14 protein-coding genes are annotated in these 15,653 nt (G+C 69.4%); 8 read left to right on the top strand and 6 right to left on the bottom strand.

The genetic code is table 11. The features are described 5' to 3' along the window. Positions 1–9: 9 nt before the first annotated feature. The 3 genes from ASD13_RS13170 to ASD13_RS13180 are packed head-to-tail and all read right to left on the bottom strand — an operon-like array spanning position 10 to position 1,940. Entirely contained in the window at positions 10–207 is a 198-nt protein-coding gene (locus ASD13_RS13170; protein ID WP_017828101.1) for a hypothetical protein, read from the bottom strand. Positions 208–229: 22 nt separating this feature from the next. Further along, the gene (locus ASD13_RS13175; protein ID WP_055869972.1) at positions 230–1,189 is read right to left on the bottom strand and encodes a DNA-3-methyladenine glycosylase family protein; all 960 of its coding nucleotides are present in this window, start codon (positions 1,187–1,189) and stop codon (positions 230–232) included. A 43-nt stretch (positions 1,190–1,232) separates the two neighbouring features. After that, positions 1,233–1,940, bottom strand: coding sequence for a winged helix-turn-helix domain-containing protein (locus ASD13_RS13180; protein ID WP_017828103.1), 708 nt, complete (start codon positions 1,938–1,940; stop codon positions 1,233–1,235). Between the two features lie 332 nt (positions 1,941–2,272). On the opposite strand from ASD13_RS13180, the gene ASD13_RS13185 reads away from it, so the two are divergent. The 4 genes from ASD13_RS13185 (at position 2,273) to ASD13_RS13200 (ending at position 7,527) form a co-directional block, all read left to right on the top strand. Next, positions 2,273–2,581 (top strand): GNAT family N-acetyltransferase, encoded by a 309-nt coding sequence (locus ASD13_RS13185; RefSeq protein ID WP_017828105.1) that lies wholly within the window; start codon positions 2,273–2,275, stop codon positions 2,579–2,581. Between the two features lie 52 nt (positions 2,582–2,633). Continuing rightward, positions 2,634–3,116: a DIP1984 family protein gene (locus ASD13_RS13190; RefSeq protein ID WP_017828106.1), complete on the top strand. Its 483-nt coding sequence runs from the start codon at positions 2,634–2,636 to the stop codon at positions 3,114–3,116. Positions 3,117–3,372: 256 nt separating this feature from the next. Then, complete coding sequence (locus tag ASD13_RS13195; protein WP_055869977.1) at positions 3,373–4,542, top strand: exonuclease SbcCD subunit D; 1,170 nt, start codon at positions 3,373–3,375, stop codon at positions 4,540–4,542. Next, on the top strand, positions 4,543–7,527 hold the full coding sequence (locus ASD13_RS13200; RefSeq protein WP_055869980.1) for an AAA family ATPase: 2,985 nt from the start codon (positions 4,543–4,545) through the stop codon (positions 7,525–7,527). Between the two features lie 95 nt (positions 7,528–7,622). On the opposite strand, the gene ASD13_RS13205 is transcribed toward ASD13_RS13200, so the two are convergent. Continuing rightward, positions 7,623–8,180: a phosphorylase family protein gene (locus ASD13_RS13205; RefSeq protein ID WP_055869983.1), complete on the bottom strand. Its 558-nt coding sequence runs from the start codon at positions 8,178–8,180 to the stop codon at positions 7,623–7,625. Between the two features lie 108 nt (positions 8,181–8,288). On the opposite strand from ASD13_RS13205, the gene nadE reads away from it, so the two are divergent. From nadE to ASD13_RS13220, 3 genes are all read left to right on the top strand, one after another. Continuing rightward, positions 8,289–9,107 (top strand): ammonia-dependent NAD(+) synthetase, encoded by an 819-nt coding sequence (nadE, locus tag ASD13_RS13210; protein ID WP_017828110.1) that lies wholly within the window; start codon positions 8,289–8,291, stop codon positions 9,105–9,107. Between the two features lie 84 nt (positions 9,108–9,191). Continuing rightward, on the top strand, positions 9,192–12,662 hold the full coding sequence (locus ASD13_RS13215; RefSeq protein ID WP_055869986.1) for a TM0106 family RecB-like putative nuclease: 3,471 nt from the start codon (positions 9,192–9,194) through the stop codon (positions 12,660–12,662). After that, on the top strand, positions 12,659–13,438 hold the full coding sequence (locus tag ASD13_RS13220; RefSeq protein WP_055869998.1) for a hypothetical protein: 780 nt from the start codon (positions 12,659–12,661) through the stop codon (positions 13,436–13,438). The genes ASD13_RS13215 and ASD13_RS13220 overlap by 4 nt, the downstream gene beginning before the upstream one ends. Before the next feature lie 7 nt (positions 13,439–13,445). Here the strand turns inward: ASD13_RS13220 and upp are convergent, their stop codons facing one another. Further along, positions 13,446–14,078: a uracil phosphoribosyltransferase gene (upp, locus tag ASD13_RS13225; RefSeq protein ID WP_017828113.1), complete on the bottom strand. Its 633-nt coding sequence runs from the start codon at positions 14,076–14,078 to the stop codon at positions 13,446–13,448. Positions 14,079–14,159: 81 nt separating this feature from the next. On the opposite strand from upp, the gene tadA reads away from it, so the two are divergent. After that, positions 14,160–14,615, top strand: a complete 456-nt coding sequence (tadA, locus tag ASD13_RS13230; RefSeq protein WP_055870000.1) for a tRNA adenosine(34) deaminase TadA — start codon at positions 14,160–14,162, stop codon at positions 14,613–14,615. Positions 14,616–14,627: 12 nt separating this feature from the next. Here the strand turns inward: tadA and ASD13_RS13235 are convergent, their stop codons facing one another. Next, the gene (locus ASD13_RS13235) at positions 14,628–15,599 is read right to left on the bottom strand and encodes a cation diffusion facilitator family transporter (RefSeq protein ID WP_055870002.1); all 972 of its coding nucleotides are present in this window, start codon (positions 15,597–15,599) and stop codon (positions 14,628–14,630) included. Between the last annotated feature and the right edge of the window lie 54 nt (positions 15,600–15,653).

The raw sequence follows: 15,653 nt of genomic DNA on the forward strand, positions 1-15,653 counted from the left end.
GCGGGCCCCTCAGAGCTCGATGCCGTGGTCTTCGTCGTTGACGCCGGCGTTGTTGCCCCGGCGCGACTCGTAGCCGAGGAACCAGCCGAGCCACACGATCGCCGCGAGCAGCACACCGAGCCAGACGTTCTGGAAGATCAGCCCGATCACGACGCCGACGATCAGCAGGCCGACGGTGACGAGGATGCGTAGCAGAGAACGTGACATGGCCTCAGCTTAGGTGGCGTCCTCAGTGCCCACGATGATCTTCGGGTGCGAGGCGGGGACCCCTTCGTGGCTCCTGCACACCGCTGGCGTGGATGAGGCGCACGACCCGTTGCCGCTGTCCGGCCCAGGGGGCGAGGAGCTCGACCATGCCGTCGTCGTCGGTGCGCTTTCCCGTCAGCGCGTAGCCGACCTGGTGAGCGAGGTGATAGTCGCCGATACTGACCGCATCCGGGTCTCCGAGTGCGCGGATGCGGGTCTCCGCCGAGGTCCACACCCCCACGCCGGGAAGGCTCGTGAGCACGCGGTCGCGGTCGGCTCCTGTGACGGCGGCTCCCACAGCGCGGGCGATGCGGTCGCCGCGCTCGGCCGCGCGCACGATGGTGCGCGACTGGGGCGGTTCGACCCCGGCGCGGTGCCAGGCCCAGGAGGGGATGCGGAACCACTGCTCGGGGGAGGGAGCGGCGAACATCGGGCGCGGTGTCGGGCCCGGCGCCCGTGCGCCGAAGCGGGACACCAGCCAGCGCCACGCGCCGAAGGCCTGCATGCCGGTCACCTTCTGCTCGAGGATCGCGCACGCGAGCGCGTCGAACACCTCGTCGGTGCGGGTCAGACGCAGGCCCGGGTGTCGTCGCGCGGACTCCGCGGTGAGCGGGTGGAGCGTGGCATCGAAGTCTCCGGAATCGTCGTGGGCACCGCAGAGCGCGGGCACGCTGTCGAGAGCGTGCTCGGCGCCGGGACCCCAGGCCGAGGCTCGGACCTCGTCGCCTGACATACGGACCGCGAGTGTCGTCGGGCCGTGCGGGGTGCGCATGGCACGCCAGATCACCGTCCCGTCGATGATGGTCGTCGGATCGTTGCCGCCGCGGCGGAGCATGCCGACCGTGCGACGCAGGTCCAGGGGGTGCGGTGGTCGGTAGACGGTCTCTCGGCGAGCATCCGCGGATGCGGCGTCGGCCGCGGCGGGATGCGCGATGAGGGTCATGCGCCCACCCTACGCGCCGGTTCTGACACCGACTCCCGGCGGCTCAGAAGCGGTCGGGCGAGGGGGTGCCGTGGCCGTAGCGGATGACGACGTCGGCGTGCCGGTCGAAGCGGTATCCGATGCCGCGCACGGTGCGGACGATGTCCTCGTAGCGACCGAGCTTCGCGCGGAGGCGACGCACGTGCACGTCGATGGTGCGCTCGCCGGGAGTCTCGTCGTCCTGTGCCTGCCAGAGGGCGGAGACCAGCTCGCTGCGCTCGATGGTGCGGCCCTCGCGGAGCACGAGGTACTGCAGCAGCTCGAACTCCTTGTACGTGAACGCGGCGGACTCGCCGTCGATCAGCACGCGCTTGCGGGAGATGTCCACGGTCACGCCGCTCTCCTCGTCGGTGGTGTCCTCCTCGGCGGCGGCCTTGGTGCGGGCGATGGCGCCCGGCTCCTGCAGCGCGAGCCGGACCACATCGAGGTCACGGCCGCCCGAGCCGTGCGGTGCGAGCGCGACGGTGGCGTGGGTCTCCGCTCCGGGCGCGAGCTCGGCGAGGGTGCGGCGCAGTGCGTCGACGAGGAGGGGGAGGCTGACCCCGGCCTCTGCGGCCTTGATCTCGTCCAGCCCGACGTAGAGGGCGAAGCCACGGGGCGAGCGCACGGCGGGAAGGTCGGCTCCCGCTGCGGGGAGCGGTGCGGCGGGCTCCGGCTGGGTGCGGGTCGCGGCGGTGGTGGCGGGACGCTCGAGAAGTGCGGTGTTCGACATGATGATGAAGTCCTCAGGACGTGAGCCCGAATCGAACGGGGCTCTGATGCGTTGCATGAATGACCGGCGGAGCCGGGAAGCGAGCGAGGGTGGATGCTCGGAGACACTGACCTCGCAGATGGCGAGGAGTTCAGGTCAGGCGGGGTGGCTGTTCGTTCAGCGACACATTCGGCAACACATACCGACGCGACCGGGCATCATCATCCCGGCAGTCCTGTTCGCCTCCTGGGCGGACAAAGGGCTTGCGTTGGTGGTCATGGGGGGATTATGTCTGATCGTGACGCCCCATGTCAAAACGCCCGGGCGCTCGGAGCGGGCGTAACGTGGTTCGAATGACGATCTCGCACACTGTCGACGGCTTCATCCTGACCGACGAGAAGGACGCCTCGCGGTACACGCTCATGCGCGACGGCAAGCTCGTGAGCGTGCTCGACTACCGTGACGATGGCCGGACGATCGCGCTCACCAGGGCGTTCACCGTCCCGACTTTCCGCGGCAACGGCTATGCGGGGAAGGTCGTCGAGGGAGCTGTGGCCGACATCGAGGAGCGAGGTGATCGCAAGGTCGACGCCGTCTGCTGGTACGTCGCCGACTGGTTCTCCGCCCACCCGGAGCGTGCCGGTCTGCTCCGCACCCGCTGACTCTCCGGTCGTATGACGAACTGTTACGGTCGCTCCCTGCGAGGATGACGTCATGAAACTCGCCGAAGCCCTCACCGCACGCGCCGACCTGCAGCGCCGCATCGAGCAGCTGCGGGCGCGCATCGTCGCGAACGCCCGCTACCAGGAAGGTGAGGAGCCGGCGGAGGATGCCGCCGCCCTGATCGTGGAGGCGGATGCCGCGCTCACGCAGCTTCGCGACCTCATCCGGCGCATCAACGCCACCAACGCACGTCTCGATCTGGGGGCCGACGGCACCATGACCGACGCGCTCGCCGCGCGCGACGTGCTGCGTCTGCGGCACTCCGTGCTGACCGATGCCGCGGCCGCGGCATCCGGGTCCAACGACCAGTTCCTGCGCCAGATGCGATCGGAGCTGCGGCAGGTCGCGGCGCTCCCGGTGGCGCAGCTGCGCTCGCAGGCCGACGCCGTGGCCCAGGAGCTGCGCGAGCTCGACAACCGGATCCAGCAGGCGAACTGGTCGAACGATCTGGAGGAGGAGAGCGGAAGTCGGTAGTCACGAGGAAGCGGGCACAACCCCCAGCCGGCGGGGCAAGCCGGCACCTGTCGGGCGGAGGGCAGCCCCGATATCGCATCGCGCAGCCCCGCACGCCGCACAGGTGAAGGTGCACAGTGCATCTCGCATCACCGCGTGCCGATCATCGTGACGAGGGTGGGTCAGGGGACCTTCCGCTTCTTCTTCCACCGGGGCGTCCGGGTGTGCTGCGGCACGCCTCGGACGGAATGTCGGAGGGGCTTCGTACCGTGTGAGTATGCGCATCCTGCACACCTCTGACTGGCACATCGGCCGGACGTTCCATGGCAACTCGACCATGGACGCTCTCGCCGAGGTTCTCGGAGCGCTCACCGCACAGGTTCGCGACAACGCGGTCGATGTCGTCGTCATCGCGGGAGACGTGTTCGATTCCGCCACTCCGTCCGGCGCCGCCTACACCCTGCTGGGCGATGCGCTGGTGGCCCTGCACGAGACGGGTGCCCGTGTCATCGTCACCAGCGGCAACCACGACTCGGCCGCACGGCTCGGCTTCCAGGCCCGTCTGCTCCGCGAAGGCATCCACGTGTTGACCGACCCGCTGGCGGTCGGCGTCCCCGTCACCGTCGCCGATGCGCATGGGCCGGTGCACTTCTTCGGAATTCCCTATCTCGAGCCGGCGATCGTGCGCCAGCACTGGCCCGAGGGCGATGGCTCAGGGCGTCAGCTGCGCACGCAGGCGCAGACCATGGCGCATGCGATGGACCTCGTGCGCGCCGGGATGGCGCGACACGAGGGGCGCTCGGTGGCGATCGCCCATTGCTTCGCCGCCGGTGTCGACGCGACGGTCGGGCTCGAGCGCGAGGTGCGTCAGGGCGGCCTCGATGTCGTACCGCTGAGTGTGTTCGACGGTCCTGACTACGTGGCGCTCGGCCACATCCACGGGCGTCAGAAGCTCAGTGATCGGGTCCGCTACGCGGGGGCGCCTCTGCACTACAGCTTCGGAGAGCAGGACAAGCCTCGCGGGTCGTGGCTCGTCGACGTCGATGCCGATGGACTCGCCGAGGTCGAGTGGCTCGAGCTGCCGGTGCCGCGCCGCCTGGTCACGCTCACCGGCCCGCTCGACGAGCTCCTTTCCGCCGAGAGCGTCGCCACGCACGCAGACGACTGGGTCTGCGCCGTGTACACCGACGCCGTGCCGCAGACCGAGCCGATGCGCCGCCTCCGCGAGAGCTACCCCTACTGCGCCATGGTGCAACATCAGCCCGAGGTCAGGGCCGAAGCAGACGAGCGCTCCTACGTGCAGCGTCTGCGCAACGCGGTGACCGATGCCGACCGCATCGATGCCTTCCTCGAACATGTGCGGGCGGGTCAGGGACCGACGGTGGCCGAGCGCGACCTGATCCGGGCGATCCTCGACGAGCGTGTGCGCGCCGAGGCGCTCGTCTAGATGCGTCTTCATCGCCTGGAGGTCGAGGGCTTCGGCCCCTTCCGCTCGCGTCAGACGGTCGACTTCGACGCGTTCGCCGACGATGGCATCTTCCTGATCGCCGGACGGACCGGGGCGGGCAAATCCAGCATCCTCGACGCCGTCTGCTTCGGTCTCTACGGCGGAGTGCCACGATACGACGGCGGCGAGAAGCGCCTTCGGAGCGACCACTGCGAGCCCGACGATCCCTCAGAGGTGGTCGTCGAGTTCAGCACTCCCACCGGCCGGTTCCGGGTGACCCGTTCGCCCGAGTATCTGCGCCCGGCCAAGCGCGGCGGCGGCATGACCAAGCAGGCGTCGGCCGTGGCCCTCGACGAGTGGACGGATGCAGGGTGGGTCGGACGCGCCGCACGCGCGGTCGATGTCGCAGGCGAGCTCGACGAGATCCTCCAGCTCAGCCGCGAGCAGTTCCTACAGGTGATCCTGCTCGCGCAGAACAGGTTCTCGGAGTTCCTGCTCGCGGGGAGCCGCGACCGGCAGGCGCTGCTGCGCAGGCTGTTCGGCACGCAGCGTTTCGAAGATGTGCAGGCGCGGTTCGATGAGCGTCGTCGGGAGGCGGAGCAGGCGCTCGGCACTCGGCTCGCGACCGTCGAGGCCCGTGTCGACGAGGCCGAGCGCCTTGTGGCCGCCGATGGGTTGTCGGGAGACGGCGATGACACAGAGCCCGAGGCTCCGCACGTGTCGTCGTCAATCGATGAGCGTCTCGGCGCCCTCCGACGGGCGAAGGCCCGCGCCGACTATCGTGCAGAGCGCCGAGCATCGGAGCGCATCGACGCGGAGAAGCAATCGGCGGCAGCCGATGAGGCGCTCGCTGCGACGCGCGAGGAGCAGCGCGCGCAGCGTGAGCGCGACCGCGCCAGGGCTGCGCTCGAACGCCTCGACTCCGAGGTGCCCGTCATCGAGGAGGCCCGTGCGGAGCTCACCGCGGCGCGCGCCGCCGAAGCGCTCCGCTCGACGATCGCCGCCGCGGCACGCGCGCATACGGCGTTCGCGAGCGCATCCCGAGACGAACAGAGCGCCCGTGCGGCAGGAGAGGCCCTCGGGCTCGCTGTGGATGGCGACCTGGACGCGTGGACGGCGGAGCGCACCCGGGAGAGCGGAGCCTGGCAGCGGGCGCGAGAACTCGAAGAGGCGGCGCCGGCACTCGACGCCGAGGTGCGATCGGCAGAGGCCGCGGTCGAAGCAGCGACTCTACGCATCGAAGCCGCGGACGCGAAGCGCACCGCACTTCCCGACGAGATCGCCGCGCTGACGACGAGACGAGACGAGACCCGGCGCCTCGCCGACCGTGTGGACGACCGACAGGCGGCCTTGGCGGCGGCAGACGTGCGTCGAGAGGCCGCGCGGGAGGCGGAACGGCTGCGTGCCGCCGAGAGCGCACTCGACCTCGAGCTCACGCAGGCCACAGCGCTGCATGCGGCTGCGCAGTCGGCCCTGTCTCAGCTGCGTCAACGGCGAACCGACGGCATGGCCGGAGAGCTCGCATCGACACTCCGACAGGAACATCCCTGCCCTGTCTGCGGCTCGCTCGATCACCCGGCACCGGCCACGCATTCCGACCCCGTCTCGCTCGAGGACATCGCCCTCGCGGAAGAAGCGCGAGATGCCGCGGCGCAGAAGGAGCGGCAGCTGGCGTCGACCTCCTCGACGCTGCGCGCCGAGTCGGCCGCCGCCACCGCCCGCGCCGACGGGCGGGACATCGAACAGGCCGAGAGTGAGTACGCCGACGCCGCTGCGGCGCTCTCGATCTCCCGTGCGGCCCTGGAAGACCTCACGGCGCTCGACATCCAGCTGGGCGAGCTCGTCGCCCGTGCCGAGCGGCTCGATGCCGAACGGGAAGAGGATGCGCGAGCCCTTGCGGAAGCACGAGAACAGCACGCTCTACTGCGGCAGCGGAGCGCCGAGGCGCACGAACTGATCGTCGAGGCGCGGGGTGGATTCGACACCGTCGCCGCCCGGCTCGCCGACACGGAGTCGAGGATTGCCGCAGCGCACGCGCTCATCCAGGCCATCACGGAGCGCACGCGCAGGGCCGAGGCGCTCGTCGAGGCGGAGACGGAGCGGGACGCGGCGCTCGCAGAATCCGTGTTCGACGACGTGGCCGCCGCCGAGGGGGCGCTGCGTTCGATGGCGGAGCAGGAGGCCCTCGACGCGAGGATCGCCCGGCATGCCGTGCAGCGGGAGAAGGAACGGGCCGTCCTGTTCGATCTCGAACTGCGTACGCTGCCCGAGGATCCGATCGACCTGGAGCCGGCTGAGCAGGCATCTGCCGCCGCCCGCGGCGCCTGGACGGCGGCCGTCGACGAAGCGGCGAGGGCGGCCGGCACAGCGGAACGGCTCGGAGGCCTGATCGAGTCGGCCTCGACCGAGCATGCCCGCACCGCCGACGACGCCGCGGAGTTCGAGGTGCTGCAGAACCTGGCCGACACGATCGCGGGCAGAGGCGCGAACACCCGCAAGATGACGCTCGAGACCTTCGTCCTCGCCGCCGAGCTCGAAGAGATCGTCGAGGCGGCCAACCGCCGGTTGCACGACATGTCGACGGGCCGCTACCAACTGCAGCACTCCGATGCACTGGCGGCTCGAGGTGCTGCGTCCGGTCTCGGGATCGTGGTCTCCGATGCCTTCACCGGTCAGACCCGACCGCCGCAGTCGCTGTCGGGGGGCGAGACGTTCCTCACATCCCTCGCCCTCGCTCTGGGACTGGCCGAGGTTGTCACCGCACGCGCGGGCGGGATCCGCCTGGACACCCTCTTCATCGACGAGGGATTCGGCTCCCTCGATGGAGACACGCTCGACGTCGCGATGCGCACGCTCGACGAGCTGCGACAGGGAGGCCGGACGGTCGGGATCATCAGCCACGTCGAGGCCATGCAGGAGCAGATTCCCGCTCAGCTCACGGTGCGAGCGCTGCCGAACGGGCCCAGCATCATCGAGGCCCGCTGAGGCAGGCGCGCTGAGTCAATCGTGGCCCGCTGAGTCGTGTACGGCTGAGTGCAGGCCGGCTGAGTCGAAACGCGGGGACAGGCGTCCCCGCGCTCTCAGACGCCGTACTCGCTGCGGATGAATTCGCGCAACTGCACGCTGCAGCGCGCGACGGCCTCACGCCAATCCGTCAACGCCCCGTCTTCGGCCTGATCGGACACCGCGCGGAACACGCGGATCGGGACATCGAACTGTCCGGCGACCCAGATGTAGGCGTAGGTCTCCATGTCGACCAGGGCCGCGCCCGAGGGACGGATCACGGCGGTGACCTCGGCGTCCTCGACGAAGTGGTCACCGGTGGCGATCAGCACGCCGTCGCGCCCGGTCGAGACACGTGCTGGCAGCGACACGTGCTGGCCCGAGATGCCGTCGAGATCGGTCACGTCATGCTGAAACGCGGTGCCGACTTCGTGGACGGTCGCCGCGAGGTCGGGATCGATCGCGCCGGCCGTGCCCACGACCACGATCTCGTCGTAGACCTTGGCGTCGAGCGCGCGAGTCAGGGCGTAGGTCGCCTGGAGCTTGCCGGGGCCGCTCACGAGACGGTCGAAGCCGTCGAGCTCCTCAGGGAATGCGGACAGTTCGGATTCGAGGGCAGCGAGCAGCAGTTTCACTGGCCCATTCTCTCAGGTCTTCGCTGGCAGGAGCATGCGCACGCCGCGGCGTCACCCGGGTGTAACACGGAAGGGCGATACTGATTCGAGGACAAGACGGAGGATGACATGTCGTTGCAGAAGCAGATCTCTGAAGACCTCGGCGTCAGGCCCGAGATCGACCCCGAGTCCGAGGTCGAGCGTCGGGTCGGATTCCTCGTCGACTACCTCCGAACGACCGGGGCGAAGGGCTACGTGCTCGGGATCTCCGGTGGGCAGGACTCGACGCTGGCCGGACGCCTCGCGCAGCTCGCCGTCGAGCGGGTGCGGGCGGAGGGAGGGGAGGCGAAGTTCCTCGCCGTGCGCCTGCCTTACCGTGTGCAGCACGATGCCGCAGACGCCGAGGCCGCCCTCGACTTCATCGCGCCCGACTCCTCGGTCGAGGTCAACATCCAGAACGGCGTCGACGGTGTCGAGGAAGACATCGAGTTCGCGGTCACGAGCGACATCAGCGACTTCAACCGGGGCAATATCAAGGCGCGTGTCCGCATGGTCACGCAGTACGCGCTCGCCGGCCATGACGGGATGCTGGTGATCGGCACGGACCACGCCGCCGAGGCTGTGACCGGCTTCTACACGAAGTTCGGCGACGGCGCGGCCGACATCCTCCCGCTCTCCGGGCTCAGCAAGCGGCAGGGGCGCTCGATGCTGCAGTTCCTCGACGCTCCGGATCGGCTGGCGTTCAAGGTGCCGACCGCCGACCTGCTCGACGGTCAACCGGGGCGCGCCGATGAGGATGAGCTCGGACTCACCTACGAGCAGATCGACGACTTCCTCGAAGGGCGCGACGTCGACCCCGAGGTCGCCGGCCGCATCGAGGCGAGGTACCTCGCGACGCAGCACAAGCGGCATCTTCCGGTGACTCCCGACGACACCTGGTGGCGCTGACGCCGGTCGTCTCGACAGGCGCACGCGTTCGCCCGTGTCGGATGCCGCGGATAGTGTCGAAGGATCCGACAGAACGGGAGCATCGTGCGGATCGACACTCAGGCGCAGCGCGTCATCTGGAGCGCGAGCGACCTCAAGGCGGCCGCCGAATGCGAGTTCGCATGGTGTCGGGCGATCGACGCGAAGCTGGGGCGGGTGCCGGCCGTCGAAGAACCGGAAGACGCCACGCTGAAGCGCGCGGCGCAGCTCGGCGATGTGCACGAGCAGAACGTGCTCGCCCACTACATCGACGATCTCGGTGACGAGAACGTCCACCGTGTCGAGAAGGTCTCGTCGGTCGACGCCGAAGCACTGGCCGCGGCGATCGATGAGACGGTGACCGCGCTGCGCTCAGACGTACAGGTCGTCTTCCAGGCCGCTTTCGCAACCGAGGAGTTCGTCGGCTTCGCCGATTTCCTCCGTAGAGACGACGACGGGCGCTGGCGGGTGCAGGACTCGAAGCTGGCGCGCAAGGCGCGTGTCACCGCCCTCATGCAGCTCGCGGCATATGTCGACCAGCTCGATCGCCTCGGCATCCCGCGCGCCGATGAGGTCGACCTCATCCTCGGCGACGGCACGCTCAGCACGCATGCCGTCGACGATCTCCTCCCGCTGTTCCAGGTGCGACGCGCGCGGCTGCGCGCACTCATCGCCGATCGGCGTATCGCCGACGGTGCGACGGGCGCTCCGCTGGCGTGGGGCGACGATCGCGGCGACCTCCAGGTCGTGGCCTGCGGGCGCTGCGCCACCTGCGAGGAGCAGGTGCTCGCGCACCGCGACCTTCTCATGGTCGCGCGGATGCGACCGGTGCAGCGGGCCCGGTTGCGGGCCTCCGGCCTCGAGACGATCGACGCACTGGCTGCGGCCGTCGAGGCGCCGGCGGGCATGAACGCCGACACCTTCGAGACCCTTCGCGCACAGGCCCGTCTGCAGTTGCAGGCAGACGCCGAGGGGGTGCCGACGTTCGACGTTCACTACGCGCAGGCGATCCACACTCTTCCGCTGCCCAGTCACGGCGACATCTTCTTCGACTTCGAGGGCGATCCGCTGTACACCGAGCCTGCTCCCGACGGCGAGGCCCACTGGGGGATCGACTACCTGTTCGGCTGGGTGGACAACGCCGACCAGTACTCGGCCTTGTGGGCGCACACGTTCGCCGACGAGAAGCGCGCGCTCGAGGACTTCCTCGACTTCGTGAACGCACGCAGGCTCGCACACCCCGGCATGCACATCTACCACTATGCGCCTTACGAGACCTCGCACCTGGTGGCCATGGCTGCGAGGCACGGTGTGCGCGAGGGTGAGGTCGACCGGCTGCTGCGCGAGGGGGTGTTCGTCGACCTCTACCCGCTCGTGCTGCGGACGGTGCGGGTCGGGTCCCGCTCGTACTCGATCAAGAAGCTCGAACCGCTCTACATGGGCGAAGACGTGCGCACCAGCGACGTGCAGAAGGGCGACGATTCCATCGTGCAGTACGTCGCGGCCCGCGAGCTCGCGGCGGCGGGGGAGAGGGCCGAGGCAGACGCCGTCCTGGCCGACCTCGCCGACTACAACCGCTACGACTGCGTCTCGACGCGGCGGTTGCGCAACTGGCTCATCGACATCGCCCGACAGCAGGGCGTGACGCCCGCACCGCCCGACGATGCCGACGAGATCATCTACGAGCCGTCGCCCCGCTCGGTCGCGCTCCTCGCCGACGCGGAACGTGCTGTCGAGGCCGGCGACGACGGGTTGGTGCACCGGATCGCCGCTGCGGCCATCGACTACTTCCCCCGCGAGGCGAAGAGCTTCTGGGTGTCGCACTTCCAGCGGCTGCGCGAAACGGTGACGATGTGGGACGGCACGCGAGACGTGGTGCGGATCGACCGTCCGTCATCGGTCGTGCGTCGGGAGTGGAGCATCGGCGAGGGGCGACGGGTGATGTCGCGCGACATCGAGATCCGCGGCGAGGTGTCACCCGGCACGACGCTCGGCCCGGGGGCTCAGCCGTTCGCGCTCTACGAGGTCCCGGCTCCGTTCGACACCGAGGTGCCGTCTCGTGCGGTCCATGTGCCGCACACGGTCACGGTCTCCGAGGTGCTCGATGACGGCTACCTCGTCACCGAGACGGCCGTGCAGGGCCAGACCTGGGACGAGCTGCCGCTCGCGCTCACACCGGCGGCGCCCCCGCGTGTGGTCTCGCTCCAGGGGGCCATCGACGAGTGGGCCGACGCCGTGCACCTGGCCGCTCCCGGTTTCCCGGAAGACGCCGCGACCGACATCCTGCGCCGTATCCCGCCACGCACGGTGTCGGGACGCGCACTGCCGGAGGCCGGCGATGACACCGTCGATGCCATCGTGCGCGGTGTGCTCGATCTCGACCGCAGCTATCTCGCCGTGCAGGGTCCTCCCGGCACAGGCAAGACCTATACAGGATCGCGGGTGATCGCACGCCTGGTGAATGAGCACGGCTTCAAGGTGGGTGTCGTCGCGCAGTCGCATGCCATCATCGAGACTCTCCTGGCAAGGGTCGTCGCCGACGGCGTCTCGCCGGCACAGGTGGCGAAGGCGCCGAAGGACCCGGATGCGGATCCGCCCTACACCGTGATCCCCAAGAGCGGCATGGCGTCGTTCCTCGCGGAGCACGCCGGCGAGGGGGCCGTCGTCGGCGGTACGGCGTGGGATTTCAGCAACACCCAGCGCGTCGGTCGGGCAGGACTCGACCTCCTCGTGATCGATGAAGCGGGGCAGTTCTCGCTCGCCTCGACGATCGCTGTCGCGGCCGGGGCGAAGCGGCTGCTCCTCCTCGGCGATCCGCAGCAGCTGCCGCAGGTGAGTCAGGGAGCCCACCCCGAGCCGGTGGACACATCCGCCCTCGGCTGGGTGATGGACGGCGATCCGGTCGTGCGTCCCGAGTACGGCTACTTCCTCGCGCGATCGTGGCGGATGCATCCCTTCGTCGCCGCGCCCGTATCGAAGCTCGCCTATGCCGGACAGCTCGCCTCGGCCCCTGGCACGGAGCTCCGATCGCTCGACGGCATCGACCCGGGCCTTCATGTCATGCCTCTTCGTCATCGCGGCAATGCGACCCAATCGCCCGAAGAGGCCGCGGAGGTCGTGCGACTCGTCGCCGACCTGGTCGGGCGCACCTTCACGGACAACGACCCCGGCGCCTCGAAGCGGCCTCTCACGCAGTCCGACATGATCGTCGTCACCCCTTACAACGCGCAGCGTCAGCTGGTCCTCGATGCGCTCGCCGATGCCGGGTTCCCCGACGTCCCGGTGGGCACCGTCGACAACTTCCAGGGCAAGGAGGCCGTCGTCTCCATCACCTCCCTGGCAGCATCGAGCGGTCGGGATGCGCCACGCGGGCCCGAATTCCTGCTGTTGCAGAATCGACTCAACGTGGCGATCTCCCGCGCTCAGGTCGTCGCCTACCTGATCCATTCGCCCGCGTTGCTGGACGATCTGCCGTACACGCCGGAGGGTGTGGCTCGCCTCAGCGCCTTCGCCCGTCTCGTCGGGGCAGCGGGATGAGCGCCCACACGGTCGACGAGATCCTGGCCGCCTCGGCCGCATGGGTCTGGTTCCCCCGCGACAGTGAGCATGTGCGCGAGCACCTGCTGCTCGTGCGTGATCCGGAGAGGTTCGGCGGCGGGGTGCGCGGTTCCCAGGTGGAATCGAGTCTCAGCCCCGCGGAGGTGGTCGATCATGCGCTGGAGCGGACGAGAGCGTGGGGCGCGCAGCGATTCACAATCTGGACGAGCTCCGCCGACCGCCCTGACCTCGAGGAGGAACTGCGTCGGCGCGGCGCAGAACACATCGACACGGTGGCGGTATTCGCTCGCCCTCTCGACGGTGCAACCGTTGACGTGCCGGCGGATGTGACCGTCGAGGTCGTGCGCACGCTGGAGCAGGTGCGCGCTGTGGACACCGTCAACGTGCCGGTGTGGCAGCAACGACCGCTCGACGCGGAAGGTCTGCGGGCCGAGTTCGCCGAAGTGACCGCAGCACTCGAGGCACGCGAGGGGTTCCGGGTCCTCGCGCGGATCGGCGACCGCGCTGTCAGCACCGGAGGGTGCACCATCGACGACGGATTCGTCCGACTCTGGGGTGCATCCACGCTTGCGACGGACCGCGGTCGGGGGGCGTACCGTGCGGTGCTCGCGGAGCGACTGCGCCGGAGTGCCACCTGGGGAGCGAAGACGGCCCTCGTGAAGGGTCGCATCTCGACATCGGCGCCCATCCTGGCCCGCGCCGGATTCACCCACTACGGCGATGAACGGGCGTACCGCCTGAATCCGGCGGCGTAGAGCCGAATCAGACGGTGCCGTAGAGCCTGTCGCCGGCGTCGCCGAGCCCGGGAACGATGTAGCCCTTCTCGTCGAGGCGCTCGTCGAGTGCGCCGAGCACGAGAGTCACGTCGCGGTCGCCCGCCATGGCCTCGATCGCGGCGACGCCCTCGGGGGTTCCGAGCAGGCAGATCGCGGTCACGTCCTTCGCGCCGCGGTCGAACAGGAACTGGATCGCCGCGGCGAGCGAGCCACCGGTAGCCAGCATCGGGTCGATCGCGAAGCACTGGCGATCGCTCAGATCGTCGGGCAGGCGCTCGGCATAGGTCGTCGGCTCGAACGTCGTCTCGTCGCGCACCATGCCGAGGAAGCCGACTTCGGCCGTCGGGAGCAGCTTCACGAGGCCTTCGAGCATGCCGAGACCGGCGCGCAGGATCGGCACCACGATCGGGCGGGGCTCCGAGATCTTCACACCCATCGTGGTCGTCACCGGGGTCGTGATCTCGATCGGGCTGACCTTCACGTTGCGAGTCGCCTCGTACGCGAGCAGCGTGACGAGCTCCTCTGTGAGCTGCCGGAAGACCGGCGACGGCGTGCGCGCGTCGCGCAGCACCGAGAGCTTGTGGGTGATGAGAGGGTGGTCGGCCACGTGAACACGCATGGATACAGGGTAATGCGCTGCGGGGCCAGGCACGACATCGGGTGCTCCGGCCGCGCTCGGCGGCTGTCGTAGGCTCGACGCATGACCGCTGCCGACGACCTCGCGATGGCGCGCGCCCTCGTGCTCGCGGCCGAGGCTGCGGCGGCCTCGGAGATCCCCGTCGGCGCGGTGGTCCTCGACCCCGACGGGCGGATCATCGCCGAGGGTCGCAACACTCGCGAGGAGACCCACGATCCGACGGGTCACGCCGAGATCGAAGCGCTCCGACGTGCCGCGGCAGTGGTCGGCTCCTGGAATCTCGAGGGGCACACGCTCGTGGTGACTCTCGAACCGTGCGTCATGTGTGCCGGGGCGGTCCTGCAGGCCCGTATCGGTCGCGTGGTTTTCGGTGCCTGGGACGACAAGGCGGGCGCGGCGGGCTCGATGTACGACGTGTTGCGCGACCGGCGGCTGCCCTACCGTGCCGAGGTCATCGGCGGTGTCGCGGCCGATGCGGCGACGGCGCTCCTTCGCTCGTTCTTCGAGCAGCGGCGCTGAGCGCTCCCGCGGTCAGTCCGAGGACTTGAGCACGAAGACGTCGGTCGAGGGCTCGGGATCGATCGCGGGGCGGTAGACGTCCGGCTCGATGTAGACGATCCGTGCCACCGGCACGGCCTCGCGGATCCGCGCCTCGATCGCATCGATGTCGTCGGCGGCCTCGCGCAGCGGCTTGTCGGCGTTGAGGGCGATCTTCGCCGCGACCATCAGCTCGTCGGGGCCGAGGTAGAGGGTCTTCATGTGGATGATCTTCTCGATCTCATCGCCCGCGTTGATCGCGTCCACGATGCGGTCGTGGTCGGCCTGGGTGGCGCCTTCTCCGACCAGGAGGCTCTTCGTCTCCACGCCCAGCACGATCGCGATCAGCACCAGCAGCACACCGATCATGACGGTGCCGAGCGCGTCGAACATCGGGTTGCCGGTGATGAGGGTGAGGCCGACGCCGAGCAGCGCGAACGTGAGGCCGGTGAGTGCGCCCACGTCCTCCAGCAGCACGACGGGAAGCTCCGGTGCCTTCGAGCGGCGCACGAACGACACCCACGACTGGCCCTTCTCGCGCACGAGGTTGCTCTCGCGCATGGCGGTGCGCAGCGAGAACGACTCGAGTCCGATGGCGACGACGAGCACCACGAGCGGCAGCCACCACCATGTCTTGTCGAGCTCGTGCGGGTTCGTGAGCTTCTCGACGCCCTCGTAGATCGCGAAGAGGCCACCGACCGAGAAGAGGATGATCGAGACGACGAAGGCGTACACGTAGCGCTCCCGGCCGTAGCCGAACGGGTGCGCTCGGTCGGCCTCGCGCCGGGCCTTGCGTCCGCCCAGCATCAGCAGCAGCTGGTTGCCCGAGTCGGCGACGGAGTGGATGGCCTCGGCGAGCATCGAGGCGGATCCGGAGAGAGCCCAGGCGATGAACTTCGCGAGGGCGATGCCCATGTTCGCCAGGAACGCCGCGACGATGGCCTTGTTGCCTCCGGATGCACTCATGGGATGAGTCTAGAACCGCCCGCCTGAGGATGTCGGAGTGCCCGCCGTAGGATG

The sequence above is a fragment of the Microbacterium sp. Root1433D1 genome (genome assembly GCF_001426835.1).
Classification (GTDB): domain Bacteria; phylum Actinomycetota; class Actinomycetes; order Actinomycetales; family Microbacteriaceae; genus Microbacterium; species Microbacterium maritypicum.

What these genes read in the sequence shown, in the direction of transcription:
- ASD13_RS13170 (WP_017828101.1), bottom strand. Translation starts at nt 207, where the DNA reads ATGTCACGTTCTCTGCTACGCATCCTCGTCACCGTCGGCCTGCTGATC.
- ASD13_RS13175 (WP_055869972.1), bottom strand. Translation starts at nt 1,189, where the DNA reads ATGACCCTCATCGCGCATCCCGCCGCGGCCGACGCCGCATCCGCGGAT.
- ASD13_RS13180 (WP_017828103.1), bottom strand. Translation starts at nt 1,940, where the DNA reads ATGTCGAACACCGCACTTCTCGAGCGTCCCGCCACCACCGCCGCGACC.
- ASD13_RS13185 (WP_017828105.1), top strand. Translation starts at nt 2,273, where the DNA reads ATGACGATCTCGCACACTGTCGACGGCTTCATCCTGACCGACGAGAAG.
- ASD13_RS13190 (WP_017828106.1), top strand. Translation starts at nt 2,634, where the DNA reads ATGAAACTCGCCGAAGCCCTCACCGCACGCGCCGACCTGCAGCGCCGC.
- ASD13_RS13195 (WP_055869977.1), top strand. Translation starts at nt 3,373, where the DNA reads ATGCGCATCCTGCACACCTCTGACTGGCACATCGGCCGGACGTTCCAT.
- ASD13_RS13200 (WP_055869980.1), top strand. Translation starts at nt 4,543, where the DNA reads ATGCGTCTTCATCGCCTGGAGGTCGAGGGCTTCGGCCCCTTCCGCTCG.
- nadE (WP_017828110.1), top strand. Translation starts at nt 8,289, where the DNA reads ATGTCGTTGCAGAAGCAGATCTCTGAAGACCTCGGCGTCAGGCCCGAG.
- ASD13_RS13220 (WP_055869998.1), top strand. Translation starts at nt 12,659, where the DNA reads ATGAGCGCCCACACGGTCGACGAGATCCTGGCCGCCTCGGCCGCATGG.
- upp (WP_017828113.1), bottom strand. Translation starts at nt 14,078, where the DNA reads ATGCGTGTTCACGTGGCCGACCACCCTCTCATCACCCACAAGCTCTCG.
- tadA (WP_055870000.1), top strand. Translation starts at nt 14,160, where the DNA reads ATGACCGCTGCCGACGACCTCGCGATGGCGCGCGCCCTCGTGCTCGCG.
- ASD13_RS13235 (WP_055870002.1), bottom strand. Translation starts at nt 15,599, where the DNA reads ATGAGTGCATCCGGAGGCAACAAGGCCATCGTCGCGGCGTTCCTGGCG.